General features: G+C 63.2%; 20 protein-coding genes. 16 read left to right on the plus strand and 4 right to left on the minus strand.

Going from position 1 to position 21,851, the window contains the following annotated elements; genetic code table 11:
• Window positions 1-121: 121 nt before the first annotated feature.
• Genes IB279_RS16595 through IB279_RS16615 form a run of 5 tightly spaced genes read left to right on the plus strand, consistent with a single transcriptional unit; the run spans window position 122 to window position 5,346 of the window.
• Window positions 122-1,117 carry an ABC transporter substrate-binding protein gene (locus IB279_RS16595; RefSeq protein WP_083523547.1) on the plus strand — a complete coding sequence of 332 codons (996 nt, stop codon included), beginning with the start codon at window positions 122-124 and terminating at the stop codon, window positions 1,115-1,117.
• Window positions 1,118-1,159: 42 nt separating this feature from the next.
• Window positions 1,160-2,524, plus strand: a complete 1,365-nt coding sequence (locus tag IB279_RS16600; protein WP_192339360.1) for an MATE family efflux transporter — start codon at window positions 1,160-1,162, stop codon at window positions 2,522-2,524.
• Window positions 2,521-3,531 carry an iron ABC transporter permease gene (locus tag IB279_RS16605; protein WP_192339361.1) on the plus strand — a complete coding sequence of 337 codons (1,011 nt, stop codon included), beginning with the start codon at window positions 2,521-2,523 and terminating at the stop codon, window positions 3,529-3,531. Before IB279_RS16600 ends, IB279_RS16605 begins: the two co-directional genes overlap by 4 nt.
• Entirely contained in the window at window positions 3,528-4,556 is a 1,029-nt protein-coding gene (locus IB279_RS16610; RefSeq protein ID WP_113294042.1) for an iron ABC transporter permease, read from the plus strand. The genes IB279_RS16605 and IB279_RS16610 overlap by 4 nt, the downstream gene beginning before the upstream one ends.
• Before the next feature lie 7 nt (window positions 4,557-4,563).
• Entirely contained in the window at window positions 4,564-5,346 is a 783-nt protein-coding gene (locus IB279_RS16615) for an ABC transporter ATP-binding protein (RefSeq protein WP_060644795.1), read from the plus strand.
• Window positions 5,347-5,393: 47 nt separating this feature from the next.
• On the opposite strand, the gene IB279_RS16620 is transcribed toward IB279_RS16615, so the two are convergent.
• Both IB279_RS16620 and IB279_RS16625 read right to left on the minus strand, forming a co-directional pair.
• Window positions 5,394-6,842 (minus strand): NCS1 family nucleobase:cation symporter-1, encoded by a 1,449-nt coding sequence (locus IB279_RS16620; protein ID WP_192339362.1) that lies wholly within the window; start codon window positions 6,840-6,842, stop codon window positions 5,394-5,396.
• Window positions 6,843-6,986: 144 nt separating this feature from the next.
• Window positions 6,987-7,874, minus strand: coding sequence for a helix-turn-helix domain-containing protein (locus IB279_RS16625; protein ID WP_192339363.1), 888 nt, complete (start codon window positions 7,872-7,874; stop codon window positions 6,987-6,989).
• A gap of 128 nt (window positions 7,875-8,002) precedes the next feature.
• On the opposite strand from IB279_RS16625, the gene pobA reads away from it, so the two are divergent.
• Window positions 8,003-9,175 (plus strand): 4-hydroxybenzoate 3-monooxygenase, encoded by a 1,173-nt coding sequence (gene pobA / locus IB279_RS16630; RefSeq protein WP_192339364.1) that lies wholly within the window; start codon window positions 8,003-8,005, stop codon window positions 9,173-9,175.
• Here pobA and IB279_RS16635 read toward each other — a convergent pair.
• Window positions 9,169-9,711 carry a GNAT family N-acetyltransferase gene (locus IB279_RS16635; protein ID WP_060522057.1) on the minus strand — a complete coding sequence of 181 codons (543 nt, stop codon included), beginning with the start codon at window positions 9,709-9,711 and terminating at the stop codon, window positions 9,169-9,171. The genes pobA and IB279_RS16635 overlap by 7 nt on opposite strands.
• 86 nt (window positions 9,712-9,797) lie before the next feature.
• Entirely contained in the window at window positions 9,798-10,712 is a 915-nt protein-coding gene (locus tag IB279_RS16640) for a LysR substrate-binding domain-containing protein (RefSeq protein ID WP_034805874.1), read from the minus strand.
• Window positions 10,713-11,012: 300 nt separating this feature from the next.
• On the opposite strand from IB279_RS16640, the gene IB279_RS16645 reads away from it, so the two are divergent.
• The 10 genes from IB279_RS16645 (at window position 11,013) to IB279_RS16690 (ending at window position 21,845) form a co-directional block, all read left to right on the plus strand.
• On the plus strand, window positions 11,013-12,119 hold the full coding sequence (locus IB279_RS16645; protein ID WP_060522058.1) for an extracellular solute-binding protein: 1,107 nt from the start codon (window positions 11,013-11,015) through the stop codon (window positions 12,117-12,119).
• A 113-nt stretch (window positions 12,120-12,232) separates the two neighbouring features.
• Window positions 12,233-13,219: an ABC transporter permease gene (locus IB279_RS16650; RefSeq protein ID WP_051659715.1), complete on the plus strand. Its 987-nt coding sequence runs from the start codon at window positions 12,233-12,235 to the stop codon at window positions 13,217-13,219.
• Window positions 13,219-14,013, plus strand: coding sequence for an ABC transporter permease (locus tag IB279_RS16655; RefSeq protein ID WP_060580986.1), 795 nt, complete (start codon window positions 13,219-13,221; stop codon window positions 14,011-14,013). Before IB279_RS16650 ends, IB279_RS16655 begins: the two co-directional genes overlap by 1 nt.
• Window positions 14,013-15,095 (plus strand): ABC transporter ATP-binding protein, encoded by a 1,083-nt coding sequence (locus IB279_RS16660; protein ID WP_060580985.1) that lies wholly within the window; start codon window positions 14,013-14,015, stop codon window positions 15,093-15,095. Before IB279_RS16655 ends, IB279_RS16660 begins: the two co-directional genes overlap by 1 nt.
• A 69-nt stretch (window positions 15,096-15,164) precedes the next feature.
• Entirely contained in the window at window positions 15,165-16,274 is a 1,110-nt protein-coding gene (locus tag IB279_RS16665) for an NAD/NADP-dependent octopine/nopaline dehydrogenase family protein (RefSeq protein WP_192339365.1), read from the plus strand.
• Window positions 16,275-17,462, plus strand: coding sequence for a glycine C-acetyltransferase (locus tag IB279_RS16670; protein ID WP_192339366.1), 1,188 nt, complete (start codon window positions 16,275-16,277; stop codon window positions 17,460-17,462).
• An 11-nt stretch (window positions 17,463-17,473) separates the two neighbouring features.
• Window positions 17,474-18,508 carry an L-threonine 3-dehydrogenase gene (tdh, locus tag IB279_RS16675; RefSeq protein ID WP_060611193.1) on the plus strand — a complete coding sequence of 345 codons (1,035 nt, stop codon included), beginning with the start codon at window positions 17,474-17,476 and terminating at the stop codon, window positions 18,506-18,508.
• A 118-nt stretch (window positions 18,509-18,626) separates the two neighbouring features.
• On the plus strand, window positions 18,627-19,622 hold the full coding sequence (locus tag IB279_RS16680) for a LysR family transcriptional regulator (RefSeq protein WP_192339367.1): 996 nt from the start codon (window positions 18,627-18,629) through the stop codon (window positions 19,620-19,622).
• Window positions 19,623-19,685: 63 nt separating this feature from the next.
• On the plus strand, window positions 19,686-20,786 hold the full coding sequence (locus IB279_RS16685) for an extracellular solute-binding protein (RefSeq protein WP_051659598.1): 1,101 nt from the start codon (window positions 19,686-19,688) through the stop codon (window positions 20,784-20,786).
• A 78-nt stretch (window positions 20,787-20,864) separates the two neighbouring features.
• Window positions 20,865-21,845, plus strand: coding sequence for an ABC transporter permease (locus IB279_RS16690; protein WP_051659597.1), 981 nt, complete (start codon window positions 20,865-20,867; stop codon window positions 21,843-21,845).
• Window positions 21,846-21,851 lie beyond the last annotated feature (6 nt).

Genomic DNA, 21,851 nt, shown 5'->3' on the forward strand with positions numbered 1-21,851 from the left:
AGACGCTGCCGGCGATTTTCGGCATGTGTCTACCGCAAGCGGCGAGCCGTGCGGTGACGGCCGTGGCTACCGGCTTTCGGCCTTCAGCAAGGTTGACACCGCAATGGTACAAGGAGCCCGCATGCCCAGCCCCCTTTTCACAGCCGCACGCTCGCAGCTGATCGGCGCCGTCGTTCTTGCAGGCTGCGTGCTCGGCCAGGCGACCGGTGCCGGTGCCGAAGACGCCGTTACCTTCAACGTGATCGACGATCGCGGTGTGGCGGTCACCATTCCGGCGAAGGCACAGAAGGTCGCCTCCGTTTCCTATTTCGCCGCGGATGTCGCGCTCGCCCTGGGCCTGACGCCGGTTGCGACGACCTACATGGTGGAAGGCCGTCATCCCGATTTCCTCGGCGGCTACCTCGATGGCGTCAAGCAGATCGGCCAGCGCGCCACCCCGAACATCGAGCTGCTCGCGGAGGCAAAACCGGACCTCACGGTCGCGATCCGCCGCTACACCGAAGGCAATGCTGCCCAATACGAGAAGGTCGCGCCCTATCTCGCCTACGACCTTGAACTCTACGCCGACAGCGACCGCACCATTGCGCAACTGGCGACGATCCTTGGCCAGCCGAAACGCGGGCAGGAGATCAACGCCGCCTTCAAGAGCGACCTCGAGGCCTTTGCAGCGAAGGCGCCGAAGGACAAGCACCCGCGTTTCGTGGTGATGTGGGGCGGGGACATTCCCTGGGTCTTTCGATCGGAAAACATGACTGCCGCCATCCTGGTGGCGCTTGGTGGCGACAACATCGCCGGTCAGAACCCGACGCCGTCCGTTCCCGGGAACTGGGGCATGGAAATGAGCCTCGAAACCCTGCTGGAGCAGGATCCGGAAGTCATCTTCGTCTATGACTACGGCCCGGACCGCCCTCAGGAAAACAATCCGATCTGGCAGCAGCTCTCGGCGGTGAAGAACGCACGCGTGCACTATGTCGGCGACCATTGGGTTGAGGCGCACGGGCCGATCGCCCGCCAGATGGTACTGCGCGAGGCAGCGCATCTGCTCTATCCCGATGCCTTTCCAGCCATCGACGTGAAGGCGGAAGCCCGCAAGTTCATCCCCGCCTCAATCCAGTAACAGGTGAACCGGCCCTTGCACTTGCGGGGCCGGCAAATTCTCATGCCCCGTAACCGTCCTACAGTTTCCGAAGCGCACCGCATCGTCGGGCTGGCAACGCCGCTGGCGCTGGTACAGCTGGCGCAGGTCGCAATCTCGACCACCGACCTGCTGATGCTCGGCTGGGTCGGTGGCGAGGCGCTTTCGGCTGCCGCACTCGGGCTCGCCGTGTTCAATCTGCTGCGCACGATTGGCTTCGGTCTGATCGTCGGCACGTCGAATCTCGTTGCCGAGGCATCCGGCGAAAAGGTGGCGCCGTCTCATTTGCTGGGTTCGCTGAGCATCGCTGCCGTTGCCGGGCTGATTTCGGCAGCGTTGATGATGATCGGCGGCAGCGGCCTGCGCTGGCTCGGACAGGATGCCGGCGTCGTCGAGCTTGCGCGCGAGTATCTGATGTTTCTGGCGCCCGGCATCATCCCGCTCTTCTGCTTTTACGCCTATCGTGGCGTCGTCGTCGGCCGGCGTCAGGCGAATTTCCTGCTTACGATCACGCTCGCGACCATTCTGGTCAATGCCCTGCTCGACTATGGCCTGCTGTTCGGCACGTTCGGCCTGCCGAAGCTCGGCGCTTCGGGCGTCGCAGCCGCAAGCACGCTCGCCTTCCTGGCACAATTCGCTGCCATTGCCTGGATAACGCACCGGCGGCTGTCGTTCTCGCGCCTCGTGTCGATGGGGGAGGTCGTCGCAGCCATCCGGCGGCTGCTTGCGATCGGCATTCCGACAGCCGGATCCTACGCATCCGAGGCCGGCTTCACCGCGCTGGTCACGCTTATGGTCGGGGCCTGGGGTGCCGCCGCGCTCGCCGCGCAGGCGGCGGTCAATCAGGTCGTCTATGTCGTCTTCATGCTGTCGGTCGGGCTTTCGCACGCGACCTCGGTCGGGGTCAGCGAAGCCTTTGCGGCCGGCGACAGCGAACGCGCGCGGCGGGTCGGCGGAACGGGGCTGCTGCTCGGCATTTCAGTCGCCTCCGTCTTCGCTCTGATTATCCTGTTGCTGCCGGCGCCGATCCTGGCTCTGTTTTCCCTGTCGCCGGCCGGATCCGAGGGCGCAACCTATCTGGCCGCGTCCGCGCTGGTGTCTGTCGCGGCGCTCGCCCAGCTGCCCGATTTCGCGCAGAACATCGGTATCGGCGCGCTTCGCGGCGTCGGCCGTGCCGCGAGCGGCTTCTGGATCACGCTTGCAAGCTATTGGCTGATCGGTGCGCCGGCCGCCTGGCTCATCGGTTTCCACCTCGCTCCCGGCGCCGTCGGTGTCTGGCTCGGCATGGGGCTTGGGTTCGCTGCCGCCGCGACCGGTCTTTTCTGGGCCTTCCATCGCGCGACGACCGATATGACCGCTGTAGGGAACGTCTCGGAGCAACGGCCATGAGCGACCAGACGCGCGCACCGCTGTGGTTTGCGATGTTGCTGGCGGTAGCGCTGATTGTCAGCGTGTCGGCGCTGATCTTCGGCGCAAAGCCGATGACGCTTTCCCAGGCGCTGGCGGCACTATCATCGCCGGCTGGCGGTACTGATTCGATCATCGTCTGGACACTGCGCATGCCGAGAAGCATCGCCGCCTACTTCGCAGGCGCAGCTCTCGCCGTCTCGGGCTACCTGCTGCAATCGATCACGCGCAATCCGCTGGCCGCACCCGACCTCACCGGCGTCACCGCCGGCGCCGTGGCGTTCATCGTCGCGAGCTTCGTCCTTTTCCCTGCCGTATCTTCCACGCTCTTTCCGGCAATCGGGATGGTCGGCGGATTGGCGGCGGCCGCGCTGACGCTGTGGACGGCAAGGGGCGGGCGGGCGTCGCCGCTGCACCTGGCGCTGGGCGGGATCACGGTCGCCCTGTTCTTAAATGCGGTCACCACTTACCTGCTCGTCCGAGGCGGGCCACAATCGCCCTCGGTGCTGTTCTGGCTTTCCGGCGGCTTTCAAGGGAGATCCTGGGCGCAGGTCGGCTACATGCTGCCGTGGATCGTCGTTGGGCTCGGCATCGCTCTTTGCTGCCACCGCATCATCGCGCTCCTGTCGCTCGGCGACGGGGCCGCCGCCGGCATGGGCGCCAATCCCGTTCTGTTGAAGCTCGTGCTGCTTGCCGCAGCCATTTGCCTCGTTGCCGGCGTAACGCCGGTTGCCGGGCCTGTTGCCTTTGTCGGGTTGGCCGCCCCGCATCTTGTCCGGCTGCTGCGGCCGGGCTCGGCGCTCTGGGCGCTTCTCCTCAATATCGCGCTTGGCGGATGCCTGTTGATGACGGCGGACGCACTCGCCCGCTCGGTCGCCGCGCCACGGGAAATTCCGGTCAGTATCTTCACCGCGCTGATCGGCGGCCCGGTGTTCGTCTATCTGACCCAACGCGGCCCGCGGCCCGGTGCTGGAGGCGGGCGTCGATGACGAGGACCACGACCGAAACACCGGCGCTGCGACATACCGTGCTGCTGGTCGCCCTATTTCCCGGCCTCCTGCTGGTGGCGATCCTGCTCGGGGTCGCCGACCTGCCTCTGTCTGACGTCGCCGCCGTCCTCATCGGACGCGGATCGGACAATGCGCAGCTGATCATCGAGACCATCCGGATCCCGCGCATCCTGACCGGCATGCTCGCCGGTATGCATTTCGCTGTCGCCGGTGCCCTGCTGCAGACGGTCACGCGCAACCCGCTAGCCGACCCGACCATCATGGGCATTTCTCAAGGGGCGACGCTGGCGGTGACGCTGTTCCTCTTCGTCGCGATCTATGGCGTCGCCTCCGATGCCAACACGCTTTACGCCCTGCCGGTTGCCTGGCTGCCGCTGGTCGGCGCCATCGGCGGGCTTGCGGCCGGGGCGCTGATTTATGGTCTTGCCGTCCGCAGGGGATTGAGCGCTCTGCGCGTAACGCTGTGCGGCGTCGCGATCGGCGCCTTTCTGCATGCACTTGCCATGGGCATCATCGTCGGTTGGGGCAGCGCCCGGTTCGAGATCGTCATGCAATGGCTTGCCGGCAGCCTTTATGCGCGAGGCTGGGAGCATGTGGTCTTTCTCCTGCCGTTCACGCTCGCCGCGCTCGCTGTGCTTCCGTTCTTCCACCGTTCGCTGACGCTCTTGCGCTTCGAGGAGGACGTCTCACGCTCCTTCGGGCTGAATTATCGCCTGCATTTCACCCTGGTTCTCGCCGTTGCCTGCGTTCTTGCCGCCAGTGCCGTCGGCGTCGTCGGTCCGTTGATTTTCATCGGGCTCGTGGTGCCGCACCTTGCAAGGTTCCTGGCCGGCCGCCATTTCGCGGCGGTCCTGCCGCTGACGGCCCTCATCGGCGCGACACTGGTCGTGGCGGCCGATCTCGCCGGACGGCTTGCCGGCGGCGCCGAGGAAATTCCGATCGGTGTCGTCACCGCCTTTGCAGGCGCGCCGTTCCTGCTCGTTCTACTTCGCCGCTACCGATGAGGCCGTGATGCATCTCAAAGCCGCCGACGTCACCATTCGCTATGCCGGGCATTGCGCACTCGCGACTTTCGCCCTCGCGCTCAGCCGCGGCGAAATCGTTGCGCTGATCGGCCCCAACGGGTCGGGCAAGAGCACCGCACTCCATGCGCTTGCAGGATTGACGGTGCCGGAGGCCGGCGACGTGACGCTCGATGGCCGGTCGGTGCGCTCATGGAAGCGTCGCCAGCTCGCGCGCCGGCTTTCCTTCCTGCCGCAGGCGCCGCTCTCGCCCGAGGGCATGACGGTCGAGCAGCTGGTCCGGCATGGACGCTTTGCCCATATCGGCGCCTTCGGCGGCTTTTCCACCGCAGACCGCCAGGCGGTCGATTGGGCGCTCGACAGCGCCGATCTGCACGATATCGCGCATCGGGATCTGAGAGCCTTGTCGGGTGGTGAGCGCCAGCGGGCCTGGATCGCGGCGGCGCTTGCGCAGGAAGCCGAGATCCTGCTGCTCGACGAGCCGACCTCGTTTCTCGACATCGGTCATCAGGTGGAAGTGCTGGAACTGCTTTGCCGCCTGCGCCGCGAGCGGCTGGTAACGGTCGTGGTCGCCATCCATGACCTCAACCAGGCCATGGCGATTGCCGACCGGATCGTGCTGCTGGCGAAAGGTCGGACCCTGTTTTGCGGCACGGCCGATACGCTCGCCGACAGCGGGCTCGTCGAGACGACGTTTTCGGTCAGCGGCGCGTTCGAGCGCCCGCGCGATCAGGCGGGCGCTGTCTATTTCAACGCCCACATCGCCACGTGAGCGGCAATGCGCCCGGTGCACTTAGGCCCGGGCGCATTGTGAAGTTGTCAGGCCGCAAAGGCCGGCTTGCGGGCGCCGATCCTCAAGACGTAGTAGATCGCCCCGCCGATGGCGACGCCGAAGAACCAGCCATAGATTCCCCACCAGGCGGGCAGGATGGTGGTGAAGGTCGGCAGGATCGAGGAGAACAGTGCGCCGATGGCAAAGGCGATAAACGCGCTGCCGTGCCAGCCGCCCTGGAAGCGGAACTCGCCGTCCTCGTGATAGAGCGCTTCGACATTCAGCTGGCCGCGGCGGATCAAATAATAATCCACCATCATCACCCCGAAGATCGGCCCCATCGTCGAGCCGATGAAGTTGACGAAATGCGCAGCCCCCGTTTCCCAAGGGGCGAACGGATAGAGGATGAGCGCAATCAGCGCCGCAATGTAGCCGCCGCGCTTGAAGTTGATCTGCCGCGGAAAGACGTTGGCAAAGTCAAAGGCCGGCGACACGAAGTTCGCCACCACGTTGATGCCGAGCGTCGCGACGGCGAAGGTAAGTGCTGCAAGCAGCGCCAGGAACCAGCTGTCGAATTTCGCCGAAATCTGGTCCGGATGCAGCAGCACTTCGCCATAGACGGCGAATGCGGCGGTCGTCGTCACGCCGGCGACCAGGCAGAAGGCGAGCAGGTTGATCGGCAGGCCCCAGAGATTGCCCTTGCGTAGCGTCTTCACGTCGGTCGCATAGCGCGAGAAGTCGCAGAAGTTCAGATAGAGCGCTGCGAAGTAGGTGATCCAGGTGGCGGCGACCGCGGCCAGCGCCGGGAAGCTGCCGGGCTCCCACGGAACGCGTGCGTCCTTGGTCTTTTCGATGAGCACGTCGCGCGGGATTTCCGAACCGAAGGAGAACGTGCCTGATTTGACGATCAGATAGACCGCGAGGATCAGCATCATGATCCAGACGGCCGGGCCTGCCCAATCCTGGAACTTGCGAACGGTCTCCATGCCGCGCTGGATGATAAGCAGTTGCAGCGACCAGACGACGACGTAGCAGATGACCTCAAGCGTCGAGTGGCCGAGCATGTGGCTGTTTTGATGGAAGGCCAGCATGCTTTCGTTGCGAATGAGAAGCGCGACGATCGCGCCGGACGCTGCAGCCGTCTGCGCGCCGTACCAGAAACAGGCGACGACGGCGCGCACCAGCGCCGGAACGTTGGCGCCGAAGGTACCGAAGGAGGCGCGGGCGAGAACGGGGAAGGGCACGCCGGTGCGTACGCCCGCATTGCCGACGAGGCTCATCAGGAAGAAGATCACCAACGAGCCGATGCCGATCGCGATGACGAAGTTTATGAAGCTGCCGCAGAGCAGGAACAGGCTTGCTGCGAGGTAGTATCCCCACAGGCTATGCACGTCGGATGTCCACACATTGAAGATGCTGAAAGCGCCCCACCGGCGCTCCTCGGCCGGTGCCAGATCCTCGTTGTACAACGAGGGCGACGGATCGCGTACTGCCATGTCTTCCTCCGTATTTCCTCCGGGCCCCCTCGGACCCGAGCTTGATTCTGCTCCCGTTTTGAGTCGTTGCAAAAAGCTTTTTTCGGATTGTATACAATCTTACCCTGGCGTGCATGGCCAGCCGCCGAAAGCTGCGCTGGCGCTTTACGCACCAAGCCGTTCGCGCTCTGCCAGCCGCCAGGCGCGGGGCGTCACGCCCGTCTGGCGCAGGAAAAAGCGGGAGAAATAGGCGGGGTCGGCGAAGCCGAGGCGGAAGCTGATTTCCTGGACGCTGGCGCGGGTGAAAACGAGTTCGCGCTTTGCTTCACCGACGAGCTTTCGCGAGATCATTTCGTGGGCGCTGAGGCCAACGACGGCGCGCGTGATCCGGTTGAGATGGGTTTGCGACAGGCCAAGTTCGCGGGCATAGGCGGCGGCCGGCCAATGCGAGCGGAGATGCTGCTGCAAAAGCGCCTGGAAGCGCTGGACCCGCCGCTCGTTTTCACTCTGGCTGCTGTCATCCCGGTCGTCGCTCGTCTCGTCGAGACGGGCCGTCAGCGTCAGCGCGGCGGTCAGGTAGGCGTCCAGAAGATCGGCGCGGTTGCCGCGGCTGGTTTCCCATTCCCTGGCAAGACGTGTGAGGGTTGCTGCGATGTAGGCAGCATCTTCGCCGCCGTCGAGCCGGATCAGGTGCGGGACGGCGAGCCAGGCGCCAAGGCGGCTGCGCTCGCCGGGCGTTGTCTTCAAGTGCGAAGCAAGGATGGTGAAGACGAAGCCGTCGATGTCGCGCGAGAAGCGGAAGCCGTGGCTGAGCGCCGGCGGAACGGTAATGACCATCGGCGGTTCGATCATGTTGACCGCATTGCCAAAGACCGCATCGCCGGAGCCGCCGGCAATGTACAAGATCTGAAAGAAGCTCTCGTGCCGGTGCAGCCCGATCTCCCAGTGGTAGAGGCTGCTTCGTGACGGAATAGTTTCGCAATGCAGCCAGAAATCCGGCCGTTCTCCGGTCTTTTCGCCGTAGAGTTCGTAGGTCGGAACCGTCTTCTTCATGCCGCACATCCTGAAGCCATGTTCGATTTGTGCAATTTCATGGCGGATTTGTCCATTGAGAGCGAAGCCGGCCCGGCGCAGATTTTGCCAAAAGACAATTCTGACAAAAGGCAATTCCGGAGGAGAGCATGCGCACCAAGGTGGTCATCATCGGGTCGGGCCCGTCAGGTCTTCTGCTTGGGCAGTTGCTGACGGAAGGGGGCATCGACAATGTCATTGTCGACCGTGTCAGCAAGGACTACATCCTGGGGCGCGTGCGCGCCGGCGTGCTGGAGGAAGGCACGGTCGGCCTGATGGATCGCGCTCAAGCCGGGGCGCGCATGCATCAGGAGGGCCTGCCGCATGACGGCTTCTCGCTCGCCTTCGATGGCCGCGATCACCGCATCGATCTCAGGCAACTGACCGGGGGCAAGCGCGTCATGGTTTATGGCCAGACGGAGCTGACGCGCGACTTGATGGAGCATCGCGAGCGCTCAGGGGCTGTCACGATCTACGAGGCGGCCAATGTCCAACCGCATGATTTCGACGGTCATCTGCCCTATGTGACCTTCGAGAAGGATGGCACGGCGCAGCGCATCGACTGCGACTTCATCGCCGGCTGCGACGGCTTTCACGGGATCAGCCGCAAGTCGGTACCGGAAAAGGCGCTCAAGACCTTCGAGAAGGTCTATCCCTTCGGCTGGCTGGGCATTCTCGCCGACGTGCCGCCGGTCGACCACGAACTGATCTATGCCAACCATCCGCGCGGTTTCGCGCTTTGCTCGATGCGTTCGACGACGCGCAGCCGCTACTACATCCAGTGCGCGGTGAGCGAAAAGATCGAGGATTGGTCCGACACGCGCTTCTGGGACGAACTTCGCCGGCGGCTGCCGTCTCATCATGCCGAAGCAATGGTAACGGGACCGTCCTTTGAAAAATCAATCGCGCCGCTGCGCTCTTTCGTTGCCGAGCCGATGCGTTTCGGCCGGCTGTTCCTGGTCGGCGATGCCGCCCATATCGTGCCGCCAACCGGCGCGAAGGGTCTGAACCTTGCCGCCAGCGACGTCCATTATCTCTTCGAGGGGCTGCTCGAACACTACCAGGATCGCTCGAATGCCGGCATCGACGCCTATTCGGCGCGGGCGCTGGCGCGCGTGTGGAAGGCCGTGCGCTTCTCCTGGTGGATGACGACGATGCTGCACCGTTTTCCGGATACCGACGATTTCGACCAGCGCATCCAGGAAGCCGAACTCGACTACCTCACCCATTCGGTGGCGGCAGAAACGGCGCTGGCGGAGAACTATGTCGGCTTGCCTTACTGAGCGGCGGCGGTGCGGTCGGCCCATTCGCCTCTAAGCATGCCATAGATCGCTGTGTCCCACCTGGCATCTCCGACCTTGGCGGAGGAGCGTCTGACGCCTTCCTCATAAAAGCCGAGGCTTCGGTAGGTGCGGATCGCCGCCTCGTTGAACGTGTAGACGTTGAGCTCCAGCCGCTCGAAGGCGGGGTCGGCGAAAAAGCGGCGGGTGACTTCGCTGAGGAAAGGCTGGGCGAGGCCCTGGCCGCGCATGCGTGGATTGATGGCAACCCGGGCGAGGCGGCCGACGCCGTTTGCCCAGTCGAGCGCTACCTGCGCATGGCCGGCGAGCTTGCCGTCGGCGACGCCTGCAAACATCAAGCGCTCAGGTTCGGCACCCTTGGTTCCGGCGAGCATCGCTTCGAGCTGTGCCGCTTGCAGCGGAAAGGAGAGGCCGGGGCCGCCCCATTGCACCAGCGCCTCCAGGCTTGAAAACCAGTCGAGCATCTCGGGGATATGCGCTTCGGAAAATGCGTCAACAAGGAGGGGAGCGGTCGGCATGGTTCACCATTTTGTCGGGGCCGCAAATCTCGGCTGTGGGGCGGGGCTTGTAAAGCCGCGAAATCCCACGGGCCGCCGACAGGGCCTCAGTTCGCTTCCATCGCCAGCCGCATATCCTGCACCGTGGCGCGGGTCGCCTCGACATAGGCGTCGACCAGGTGGCGGTTTCTCGTTTCGCGGAGCCAGCAGAGGCTGAGATCCGACGCAATGCTGGGGAGAAACGGCTTGATTGTCAGCCGGTCGCGCTGGCCAAAGGCGAACACCGGATCGACGATGGCGATCCCCAGTCCGTTGGCGACCATTTCGCATACCGCCGGCGCAAGGGTCGCATCCATGATGTAGTTCAACCGCGTGCCATAGACATCGAGCGTGCTTTCGATCTTTTGCCGGATGCGGTTGTCCGCTGCAAAGCCGATATAGGGCTCGCCGTGGATATCGGCGGGCACGATCTCCTGTTTCGCAGCGAAGCGATGGTCGCGCGGCGCAATGCAGACGAGGTCTCCGCCGCGCAAGGGAACGCACTCGATATAGGGGTTGTCCGTATTGCGGTTGATGAGGCCGATATCGACCTGCTTGGATAGCAGCCATTCGACGATGAACTGCGAACTGCGGATCACCACCGAGATGTAGGCGTCGCCATGCCCCGCAAGAAAGCGCTTGTTGGTGTCGCTGATGAAGAGGCCGGAAAGCGCCGGCATCACACCGACCGAGATCTGCCCCAGTTCCTCGCGCCGGATCAGGTCGACGGCGCGCTCGATCTGCTTGATGCCGGCGAAGACACGATCGATCTCCTTGTAGAGCCGCATGCCATGCTCCGAAGGAATGAGCCGCCCCTTGATGCGGTCGAAGAGTTCAAGCTCCGTATCTTCTTCCAGATGCGCCAGGAGCTTGCTCACGGCGGGTTGCGAGATATGCAGCACTTCCGCGGCACGGCTGACCGTGCCGCATTCGATCACGGCTTTAAGAGCCTCGATTTGTCGCAGGTTCGGTGCGCGCTTCATTTCATAACTTCATTCGGGGCAAACTTGCCCATACTCTAGCTTTGCGCGCGGAGGTTGACAATCCGGCCGACCAAGACCCCCGCAAAATATCGCCGTTTGCCGTGCCGGCTTAAATTCTGGGCTATAACCTTTTGGAATGGATGCAGGCTCAAAAACAATTAGACGGACCAAATTTGCTGCGCCAATCTTTATGCAGGCTGCAACTGGATCGATCCGGCTGCGCGATCGGCGACGGGATCAGAAGCGCGTATGCGCGCTCTGGCGCCATCAAGTCACGCTGGGAGGCGAGAGGAGAAACAAATGATTATCGGGCAGAAGATCAATCGCAGGAACGCGCTCAAGCTGTTGGGGGCAGGCGGTGCAACGGTGCTCACCGCGCCTTACCTCATCCGGTCGGCGCGTGCTGAGAGCTCGGTTCTCAACATCACCACCTATGACAAGTTCCTGCCGCAGGATTTCATCGAGCAGTTCCAGAAGGACACAGGCATCGAGGTTCGCATCCGCCTGACCGACGACCAGGGCAAGCAGTACAATCTCTTGACGGCGGAAGGCGCAAACCCGACCACGGACATCGTGACGGTCGCCGGCCACCGCTACGGCCAGTTCATCGGCTCCAAGCTGGTGCAGGCGCTGGATACGGCAAAGCTGCGTAATTGGGCGAACCTCAACCCCGCCTATCAGGACGCCGCCTGGGCGCGCTTCGAGGGCAACCTTTGGGGATTGCCGATCCTTGCCGGCTACGAAGGCCTCGTGCGCAACACCGACTACGTGTCGGAGGCCGACAGCTGGGGCATCATGTTCGACGAGAAGTACGAAGGCCTGACCGCCTATATGGCGGGCGACTTCATGTCGATCACCATGAAGTATCTGGGCCATGACGGCGACTTCGTCACCTACACCGACAAGGTCGAGGAGGCCCAGAAGGCCGCCAGCCAAGCGCGCGACCACCTGATCAAGCACAAGCACATGGTTCGCAAATACTACGATGCGGCCAGCGAAGTGCAGCAGATGTTCATCAACGAGGACATCCATCTGGCGCAGGCCTGGTCGGGCCCGGCCGCCAAGCTGATCATGGACGGCGTGCCGGTCAAGCTCTCCGTGCCGAAGGAAGGCACCTACGGCTTCTGCTACACGCTGAACATCGTCAACAACGCGCCGAACGCCGAGAACGCCTACAAGCTGTTCGACGCGATCCTGGCGAACCCCGAGGTCGGGGCGGCGATGACGCGCACCTCCGGCTTCAGCTCGACGATATCGGGTGTCGAAAAGCTGCTCGACGAGAGGGAGCGGCTGGCATCGACCCTGCCGCAGGACGAGCTCGAGCGCGTCACCTTCTTCAGCTCGCTCAACCGCTCGATGAAGAACGAGATCATCGATCGCGCCGTCGCCGAACTGAAAGCGGCCTAAGCAATCGCATTGCGATGACTGACTGACTGACCTCGCCGTGGCGGCGGGGTCAGAACGGTGACGCATGTTCTGCCAACGCCCGTCGGGTCGCGGACAAGCTTTGGGATAATTCAATGGCCGTGGGAACACATACGGCAGGTGGCGGTCTCCCCGTCCGTGCTGCGCACATGAAATACTCGACCGGTGTCGCGAGGGTGATCAACTCACTGCTCTATCGCTACACCTTGGGCGCCGTTGCCGAGTGGCGATACGGACGCATCCTGCTTTTGGCCGGCGTGCCGGTCGTCTGGATGCTGATGATGCATATCGGCCCCATCTACGAGATGCTGCGCATCAGCCTCCTGTCCAGCTATCCGCCGCAGCCGGGCGTCGAGGCCGAATTCACGTTCGACAACTACGCGCTCTTCTTCAGTGAAAAGCTCTACTGGATGCCGCTGCTGCGCAGCTTCATCTATGCCTCCATCGCAACCGCCGTCACCCTGGTCGTGGTCTATCCGGTTGCCTATTACGTGGCGAAGGTGGTTGCGACCGGCAACAGGTCACGGGCGCTGCTCCTGCTCTTGGCCCCGTTCTGGGCCGGTGAAATCATCCGTATCTTCTCGGTCATCATGCTTCTCGCCAATCGCGGTGCCGTTAACGTGCTGCTCAGGGAAATCGGGCTGACCGAGCGTCCGATCCAGATGCTCTACACCTCGTTTTCGATCAGCTTCGGCCTCGTCTACATGGTCTGCCTTTACATGCTGCTGCCGCTCTATTCGGCGATCGAGAAGATCCCGAAGTCGCTGCTCGATGCCTCAGCCGATCTCGGGGCAGGGCCGTTCACGCGCTTCCGCCGCATCATCCTGCCGCTTTCGCGCGACGGCATCGTGTCCGGATGCTCGCTGGTCTTTCTCACCTGCATGGGCGTGTTTGCCGCTCCCATTCTGCTCGGCGGGCCGACCACCAGCATGTTCTCCGAGACGATCAGCAGTTTCTTCCACGGCGCCAGCAGCCGTTGGCCGGCCGGTGCCGCCTTCGCGATGATCATGCTTGCCGCATCCCTCGTCACCGTCGGTCTGTTCATGCGGGTCGTCGGCGGCTCGAAGCAAAGGACATTCTGATGCGCGCCCTGTTTCACGATTGGCCCGGGCTGGCCCTCAAGTCCTTCTACTGGCTGTTTGTCCTGTACCTGTTTCTGCCGTTGTCGCTGATGGTGGCGGTCAGCTTCAAGGACGCGAGCTTCATTTCGTTTCCGCTCGGAAACCTGACGATCGACTGGTACGCCAAGGTCATCCAGGACAAGCAGTTCCTGGACGCCTGCCTCTATACAATCATGATCGCCGCGGCGACGACGGCCATTGCAACGGTGATCGGTGTCTGGATCGCGATGCTGATCGGGTCGCTGCGCGGGGCCGCTCAATACGTGGCCTTTGCGGTGGCCTGCCTGCCGGCCGTGGTGCCGGGCATGATCTCGGCGATTTCGCTGCGCATCTTCATCACCACCATCGATCTGCCGACGGGCACGGTCGCCATCATCCTCGGCCACGTCGTCCACGCCGTGCCTTTCGTGGTGGTCATGGTGCTGACGCGGCTGCGCTCGATGCCGGGCAATCTGGTCGATGCCGCGCGCGATCTCGGTGCCGACAGTATCGTAACCTTCTTCCGCGTCACGCTTCCCTATCTGGGACCGGCCATCTTCGGCGGCATGATCTTCTGCCTGCTGCTGTCGAGCGACGACTTCGTCCGCACCTTCTTCCTCGGCGGCTATCGCCCGACGCTGCCGATGCTGATCTTCGCTCGGGTGCAGTCCGGCATGTCTCCGGAGATCAACGTCATGGCGACGCTCGTCCTGGTCGTGACCGCCGTGGTCGGGCTCTACGCAGAATATCTCACACGTCGTTCGAGGATCCGCTGATGCAACCGGTTGTTCAGTTCGAAAATATCCGCAAGAGCTTCGGCAGCTTTGTCGCCGTCGATAATCTCAATCTCAACATCGAGCGCGGCAAGTTCGTCACCCTGCTCGGCCCCTCCGGCTGCGGCAAGTCGACAACGCTACGCATGCTGGGCGGGTTCGAAACGCCGACGGAGGGCCGCATCCTGCTCTCCGGCCGCGACGTGACAATGGTTCCGCCGAACCGGCGCAACGTCAACATCGTGTTCCAGGATTACGCGCTGTTCCCGCACATGTCGGTCGCGAAGAACATCGCCTTCGGCCTGGAGTTGAAGGGTGTCGACAACCGCCAGATCCAGCGGCGCGTATCGGAGCTTCTGGAACTCGTGCAGCTGCAGGATTTTGCCGGACGTCTTCCGTCCGAGCTGTCGGGCGGCCAGCGTCAGCGCGTCGCGCTGATGCGCGCCTTGGCGCCCGATCCCGACGTTCTGCTTCTGGACGAGCCGCTTTCCGCCCTCGACGCCAAGCTTCGCCAGACGATGCAGATCGAGCTCAAGGCGATCCAGGAACAGACCGGCAAGACCTTCATGTTCGTGACCCACGACCAGGAAGAGGCGCTCACCATGTCGGATACGATCGTGGTCATGAACAATGGCCGGATCGAGCAGATGGGCGATCCGGCGACCCTCTACAAGCGCCCCGGCTCCGCCTTCGTGGCGACCTTCCTCGGCGAAACCAATCTGTTGCATTCCGACGTCGTCGGTACTGACGCCGGCGAAGCGGCGGTGCGGTGGAACGGCATGACGATCAAGGCGTCCGCCGGCGCGCTCTCGCCCAAGGCCGGCGACGCGATCTACGTCGTCCTGCGGCCGGAAGCGATCCAATGCTCGGCGCAGGAACCGGGTGTCGCCAACCGGATCCGTGGACGGATCCGCCAGCGGGTTTTCAAGGGCAACCACACATCGCTCAAGGTCGAGATCGGCGAGGGGCATCTGCTCAACGCGCTCGTTCATCCGAGCGAGGTGGAAGGCCTAAGCCGCGACGACATCTGGGTCGGCTGGTCGTCCGAAGCGACCACGCTCATCCCCGCCCGAAACGCGGCTTAGCCGCAACACCTCGACAGCGGGCGCCCCGGCTGCGCCCGTCACCCGATATCAATGAAAGTGGAAAACGACATGCGCGTAGGTATCGCAGGTGCTGGCTCTATTGCCTTTGGCACCGCTGCACTTCTTGAAAAACTGGGACACAAGGCAACGCTCTGGTCGCCGTCCGGCACCGGCACTGTGGCACTCGCAGAGGGAGGGCGCCTCACGGCCGAGGGCGCCATCGAAGGCACCTTCCTTCCGGCCGTTGCCAAGCGTGCGGAAGATCTCGTCCACGATACCGATGCGATCCTCATCGCGCTGCCGGCCTATGGTCACCGCTTCGTGCTGGACGCAATCGCGCCGCATCTGACTGCCGGTCAAGTGGTGATCTTCAGCTCGCATACCTCGTTCGGAGCGCTTTATCTCTCGTCGCTTCTGGCAGCACGCGGCATCACCTTGCCGATCGTTGCCTGGGGCACGACGATCGTCAGCGGCCGGAAGCTCGGCCCTGCGCTGGTGCAGGTGAACACCATCCGCAAGCAGGTCGATCTCGCGACCGTTCCGGCATCGGAAAGTGCGCGCGGCCATGCGGTCTGCACGGCACTCTTCGGCGAACATTTTGTCGATCGCGGCAGCCTTCTGGCGATCGCGCTTTCAAACCTCAATCCGCAAAACCACCTCGGGATCGCGCTCGGCAACATGTCGCGCATGGAGCGCGGCGAGACCTGGGTTCAGGCCCAGAACGTCACCCCCAATATCGGTCGTCTCCTGGAGACACTCGACCTCGAACGCCTGGCTGTCGCCGAGAAGCTGCAGCTGAAGGTGCGCGACATTTTTCAGCATTTCCACCTGTCGTTCCATGTGCCGGTCAGCACGATCTCGCAGATGAACCAGGAAATGCATGAGGCCGGACATAACGGCACGGGTCCTGCGACGGCCGACAGCCGCTATGTAACAGAGGATGTCCCCTTCGGTCTGGTCGTGACGGCGCAGCTCGCGCGCCTTGCCGGATGCCCGGCAGACCTGCACGAGGCCGGTATCCGCATCTTCTCGGCCATGTACGGCCGAGACTTCGAAGGCGAGAACGACCTCCTTCCGGAACTGGGCCTCGAGCGACTGGATCTCGAAGGTCTCGATGCCCTGTGCCGCACCGGCTTCCCGCCTGTCGTCGCTGTCGATCGAGCCGAGGGACGTGCCTGAATGAGCGATCGCTTCCTCACCCATCTCCGTTCAGAATTCGAGGGCCTGAAGACGGCCGGGTTGTACAAGTCGGAGCGTGTGATCACCTCGAAGCAGGCGGGTGAGATCAAGGTCGCCTCGGGCGAGCGGGTGCTCAACTTCTGCGCCAACAACTATCTCGGCCTTGCCGACAACGCGGAACTGGCCGAGGCCGGCAAACAGGCGCTCGACCGCTACGGTTACGGCATGGCCTCGGTGCGCTTCATCTGCGGCACGCAGGAGGAGCATAAACAGCTGGAGGCGCGCATTTCGTCCTTCCTCGGCCTGGAAGACACGATCCTCTATTCCTCCTGTTTCGATGCCAATGGCGGCCTGTTCGAAACGCTGCTCGGCGAAGAGGATGCGATCATCTCCGACGCGCTCAACCACGCCTCGATCATCGACGGCGTGCGGCTGTCGAAGGCCAGGCGCTTCCGCTACGCCAACAACGACATGGCGGCGCTGGAGGAGGAACTGAAGAAGGCCGAGGGCAGCCGCTTCAAGCTGATCGCCACCGATGGCGTGTTTTCGATGGACGGCATCATCGCCAATCTCGGTGGCGTCTGCGACCTCGCCGACAAATATGGCGCCATGGTCATGGTCGACGACAGCCATGCGGTCGGCTTCGTCGGGAAGAATGGCCGTGGCTCCGCCGAACATTGTGGCGTCGAGGGCCGGATCGACATCATCACCGGCACGCTCGGCAAGGCGCTCGGCGGCGCTTCGGGCGGCTACACCTCGGCCAAGGCCGAAGTCGTCGACTGGCTGCGCCAGCGCTCGCGCCCTTATCTGTTTTCCAACACCCTGGCGCCGGTCATTGCCGCCGCCTCGCTCAAAGTCTTCGACCTGATCGACAACGGCGATGCCTTGCGCGAACGGCTCTATGCCAATGCGGCGCTGTTTCGCACCGAGATGACCAAGCTCGGCTTCACGCTGGCCGGTGAGGGCCACCCGATCATCCCGGTGATGCTCGGTGATGCCGCACTCGCCCAGGAGATGGCGGCGCGCATGCTGAAGAAGGGCGTCTATGTCATCGGCTTCTCCTTCCCGGTGGTGCCGAAGGGCCAGGCGCGCATCCGCACGCAGATGTCGGCAGCGCATAGTGAAGCGGACGTCCGGCGGGCAATCGCCGCCTTCGAAGAGGTCGGCCGCGACCTCGGCGTGATCTGAGGGAGAGACTGATGACGAACATGATGAAGGCGCTGGTGAAGTCGAAGCCGGAAGAGGGCCTCTGGATGGAGCGCGTGCCGGTGCCGGAGATCGGCCCGAACGACGTGCTGATCAAGGTGAAGAAATCGGCGATCTGCGGCACCGACGTGCACATCTGGAACTGGGACCAGTGGGCCCAAAAAACCATTCCGGTGCCGATGGTCGTCGGCCATGAGTTCATGGGCGAGATCGCCGAGGTCGGATCGGCCGTCACCAAGTACCATGTCGGCGAGCGCGTCTCGGGCGAGGGCCACATCGTCTGCGGCAAGTGCCGCAACTGCCGGGCCGGCCGCGGGCATCTGTGCCGCAACACGCTCGGCGTCGGCGTCAACCGGCCGGGCTCGTTCGGCGAGTTCGTCTGCCTGCCGGAGTACAACGTCGTGCCGATCCCGGAGGATGTGCCCGACGAGATCGCGGCGATCTTCGATCCGTTCGGCAACGCGGTGCACACGGCACTCTCCTTCGATCTCGTCGGCGAGGACGTTCTCGTCACCGGCGCCGGGCCGATCGGCATCATGGGGGCGCTGGTCGCCAAGCGTTCCGGCGCGCGCAAGGTGGTGATCACCGACATCAACCCGACGCGGCTGGCACTCGCCAAGAGCGTCGGCATCGACCATGTCGTCGATGCCTCGAAGGAAAACCTTGCCGACGTGATGAAGGCGATCGGCATGACCGAAGGTTTTGACGTCGGGCTGGAAATGTCGGGCGCGGCCCCTGCCTTCCGCGACATGATCGACAAGATGAACAATGGCGGCAAGATCGCCATCCTCGGCATCGCACCGGCCGGCTTCGAGATCGACTGGAACAAGGTGATCTTCAAGATGCTCAACCTCAAGGGCATCTATGGCCGCGAGATGTTCGAGACCTGGTACAAGATGATCGCCTTCGTGCAGGGCGGGCTCGACCTTGCCCCCGTCATCACCCACCGCATCAAGATCGACGAGTTCCGCGACGGCTTTCAGGCCATGCGCTCCGGCAATTCCGGAAAGGTCGTCATGGACTGGTAAGGCCGCAAGAGCGGGCCCGGTCGAGCCCACCCGAGAAAAATTGTCTTTTGTCACTAGAACTAAGAATGCGTTTTATGCACTATTGATCGTCCACCATGCAGGGAGCGCATGATAGCCGATGGAAGTACGCGATCTCGAGGCCTTTCTCGCCGTTATGTCGACGGGCAGCATCACAGGTGCCGCCCGCCTGCTCGACCGCTCGCAGTCGCAGGTGACGCGCCTGATCCAGGACCTGGAGACGTCGCTCGGCTTTGCGCTGTTCGAGCGGAATGGCCCGAGGATCGCGCCGACCGACAAGGGCATTGCCTTCCATGAGGATGCCGAGCGTTTCGTCAGCGGCATCGGGCACCTGCGCAATCGCGCCAAGGCAATCGCCGGCAAGGAACCCGAGCCGATCGAGATCGCCGCAACGCCGGCCTTTGCCAGCGGCATCATCCCGATCGCACTTGCCGAACTGCCGGAGCATCTGCTGCCCCACACGATCAATCTGCGCAGCATGCCGGCCGAGGCCGCCGTGCAGTCGGTGTTTGCGCGGACGGCGGATTTCTGCGTGACGTCGCTGCCGGCCGATCAGCCCGGCCTGGATGTTCAGGGTTTTTTCGAAGGGCGCTGCGTCGCCGCGGTTGCGCCGCACGATCCGCTGGCTGCGAAAGACGTGATCTCGATCGCCGATCTGGCCGGGCGCACGCTGGTCACCATGTCCAATCCGTTTCGGCTGCGCCATAGCGTTGATGAAGTGCTCAATGCGGCCGGCGTGCGGCCCAATCGCATTATCGCGACCAACGCGGCCAATAACGCCGTGCATGTCGCATCGCTCGGCCTTGGCGTGGCGATCATCGAGCCGGCGACGGCCTACGGTCTGCAATCGGCGCCCATCGTCATTCGGCCTCTCGATGTCGAGATCCCCTTCCTATGGGCGATCCTGTCAGCCGGCTCGCGCCCGCTCTCGGCCGGCGTTCGGGAACTCATTCAACGGATAGCGCGGATCGCTTCGGAGCGGATGCCGGATCTGACAGTGCATGATCCCAAGCAGATGGCGCGTATCGCCGAAAGGAGCTTTGCCGGCAGGAACGCCGGCAATGGTGCGCTGCCGGACAACCCGGCGGCGAAATAAAGGGGAGCAAAAAGCTCTGAACGCCCACACGAGAATTGAGCCTGCCAAAATGAGGAGAACGAGATGAACAATTTTGATGTCACCCGCCGATCGGCAATGAAGCTGTTGGCGGCCGGCGCCGGTGTGCTCGCAGCGCCTTCGATCATCCGCCCGGCCTTCGCACAGAGCAAGGTCGTCAACATCACGACCTATGACAAGTTCGTACCGCAGTCCTTCATCGATCAGTTCCAGAAGGATACCGGCATCGAGGTGCGAATCCGGCTGACCGACGACCAGGGAAAGCAGTACAACCTTTTGACCGCCGAAGGGGCTGCACCTTCCACCGACATTGTCACCGTGACCGGCCATCGCCTGTCGCAGTTCATGAAATCGAACCTGCTCTCGTCGCTCGACACCACGCGGCTGAAGAACTGGGGCAAGCTTGCAGCCGCCTACAAGGGCGCGCCGCAACTGACCGTCGACGGCAAGACCTTCGGCGTGCCGCTGCTTGCCGGCTTCGAGGGCCTGGTGCGCAACACCGAATACGCCAAGGCTTCCGACAGCTGGGCGATCATGTTCGATGACGAGAACAAGAACCTGACGTCCTACATCGTCAGCGACTTCCTCTCGATCGTCATGCGCTACCAGGGCAACGACGGCGACTACGTCACCTATGGCGACAAGCCCGAAGTCGCACAGGCCGCAACGAACCAGGCCCGCGATTTCCTCATTCAGCACAAGGACAAGGTGCGCAAGTACTACGATGCCGGCTCCGAGCTGCAGCAGATGTTGGTCAACGAGGACATCTACCTGGCGCAGGCCTGGTCCGGTCCGGCCGCCAAGCTCATCATGGACGGCCATCCGATCGAGATTTCGGTGCCGAAGGAAGGGACATTCGGCTTCCTCTACTCCTTCAACATCGTCAATAACGCGCCGAACGCGGACGCGGCCTACACCTTCCTCGACGCCATCCTGTCGTCGCCGGAGATTGGTGCTGCGATGACCCGCCAGTCCGGCTTCTCGTCGGCCTTCGACGGCGTCGACAAGGTGCTGGACGAGAAGGAGCGTGCCGCGCTGTCGCTGCCGCCCGAGCAGGTCGAACGCATCCAGTTCTTCAGCTCCGTCAACCGCGACATGAAGAACGAGATGATCGACAAGGCAACGGCCGAGATCAAGTCGGCCTGACCTATCAAAATCCGGGCGATCGGCTGAGGCCGGTCGCCCGTCATAAAATGGACTCTTCCAGAGCCGGGAACAAAGACAATGCTGGATACGACAACACAACCGCCATCCGTCGGTTTGTCGACGGTGCCGCGCTATGCCGGATGGATCGGCAAGGCGGCACGTTCGGGGCTTTATCGCCATACGATCGGCCTGCTCGTCGAAAGCCGGCGCGTGCGTCTCGCCGTGCTGGCAGGCGTGCCGCTTTTCTGGATCGCCATGTTGCATATCGGGCCGATCCTGCAGATGGCCAATATCAGCCTTCTTGCCAACTATCCGCCGCAGCCGGACAAGAGCAGCGAATACACGCTGGCCAACTACGCGCTGTTCTTCTCCGATCGGCTCTATTTCCTGCCCTTTGTCCGCAGCCTGATCTTTGCCGCCGTGGTCACGATCTCGACACTGGTGATCGTCTATCCCGTGGCCTACTATGTCGCAAAGATTGTGCAGCCGAAGAACCGGATGCGGGCCCTGTTGCTGCTGCTCATCCCCTTCTGGGCCGGTGAGCTGATCCGCACCTTCTCGGTCATCATGCTGCTCGCCAACCGCGGGGCGCTGAACGTGCTCTTGCGGGAATTCGGCTTCATCGACCGGCCGATCCCGATGCTCTACACCTTCTTTTCGCTGAGCTTCGGCGTCATCTATCTGCTGGCGCTCTACATGCTCCTGCCGCTCTATTCGGCGATCGAGAAGATCCCGACGCCGCTGATCCAGGCGGCAGCCGATCTCGGCGCCGGACCCTTTCAGCGGTTCCGCCGGGTCATCCTGCCACTCTCCAAGGACGGCATCGTCTCGGGCTGCAGCCTCGTCTATCTGACCGCCGTCGGTGTCTTCGCAGCACCGCTGCTGCTTGGCGGCCCGAATTCAGTGATTTTCCCTGAAGTTATCGCGACGCTGTTTCACGGCTCAAACGACAAATGGCCGGAAGGTGCTGCCTTCTCGATGATCATGCTTGTCGTGTCCTTGACGACCGTCGGGCTCTTCATGCGGGTCGTCGGCGGTCGCTCCGTCCGGCTGATGTGAGGGGGG

It is taken from the genome of Ensifer sp. ENS06 (assembly GCF_014852205.1).
Lineage (GTDB): Bacteria > Pseudomonadota > Alphaproteobacteria > Rhizobiales > Rhizobiaceae > Ensifer > Ensifer adhaerens.

Coding starts and splice junctions, on each gene's coding strand:
- IB279_RS16595 (WP_083523547.1), top strand. CDS start 122: ATGCCCAGCCCCCTTTTCACAGCCGCACGCTCGCAGCTGATCGGCGCC.
- IB279_RS16600 (WP_192339360.1), top strand. CDS start 1,160: ATGCCCCGTAACCGTCCTACAGTTTCCGAAGCGCACCGCATCGTCGGG.
- IB279_RS16605 (WP_192339361.1), top strand. CDS start 2,521: ATGAGCGACCAGACGCGCGCACCGCTGTGGTTTGCGATGTTGCTGGCG.
- IB279_RS16610 (WP_113294042.1), top strand. CDS start 3,528: ATGACGAGGACCACGACCGAAACACCGGCGCTGCGACATACCGTGCTG.
- IB279_RS16615 (WP_060644795.1), top strand. CDS start 4,564: ATGCATCTCAAAGCCGCCGACGTCACCATTCGCTATGCCGGGCATTGC.
- IB279_RS16620 (WP_192339362.1), bottom strand. CDS start 6,842: ATGGCAGTACGCGATCCGTCGCCCTCGTTGTACAACGAGGATCTGGCA.
- IB279_RS16625 (WP_192339363.1), bottom strand. CDS start 7,874: ATGAAGAAGACGGTTCCGACCTACGAACTCTACGGCGAAAAGACCGGA.
- pobA (WP_192339364.1), top strand. CDS start 8,003: ATGCGCACCAAGGTGGTCATCATCGGGTCGGGCCCGTCAGGTCTTCTG.
- IB279_RS16635 (WP_060522057.1), bottom strand. CDS start 9,711: ATGCCGACCGCTCCCCTCCTTGTTGACGCATTTTCCGAAGCGCATATC.
- IB279_RS16640 (WP_034805874.1), bottom strand. CDS start 10,712: ATGAAGCGCGCACCGAACCTGCGACAAATCGAGGCTCTTAAAGCCGTG.
- IB279_RS16645 (WP_060522058.1), top strand. CDS start 11,013: ATGATTATCGGGCAGAAGATCAATCGCAGGAACGCGCTCAAGCTGTTG.
- IB279_RS16650 (WP_051659715.1), top strand. CDS start 12,233: ATGGCCGTGGGAACACATACGGCAGGTGGCGGTCTCCCCGTCCGTGCT.
- IB279_RS16655 (WP_060580986.1), top strand. CDS start 13,219: ATGCGCGCCCTGTTTCACGATTGGCCCGGGCTGGCCCTCAAGTCCTTC.
- IB279_RS16660 (WP_060580985.1), top strand. CDS start 14,013: ATGCAACCGGTTGTTCAGTTCGAAAATATCCGCAAGAGCTTCGGCAGC.
- IB279_RS16665 (WP_192339365.1), top strand. CDS start 15,165: ATGCGCGTAGGTATCGCAGGTGCTGGCTCTATTGCCTTTGGCACCGCT.
- IB279_RS16670 (WP_192339366.1), top strand. CDS start 16,275: ATGAGCGATCGCTTCCTCACCCATCTCCGTTCAGAATTCGAGGGCCTG.
- tdh (WP_060611193.1), top strand. CDS start 17,474: ATGACGAACATGATGAAGGCGCTGGTGAAGTCGAAGCCGGAAGAGGGC.
- IB279_RS16680 (WP_192339367.1), top strand. CDS start 18,627: ATGGAAGTACGCGATCTCGAGGCCTTTCTCGCCGTTATGTCGACGGGC.
- IB279_RS16685 (WP_051659598.1), top strand. CDS start 19,686: ATGAACAATTTTGATGTCACCCGCCGATCGGCAATGAAGCTGTTGGCG.
- IB279_RS16690 (WP_051659597.1), top strand. CDS start 20,865: ATGCTGGATACGACAACACAACCGCCATCCGTCGGTTTGTCGACGGTG.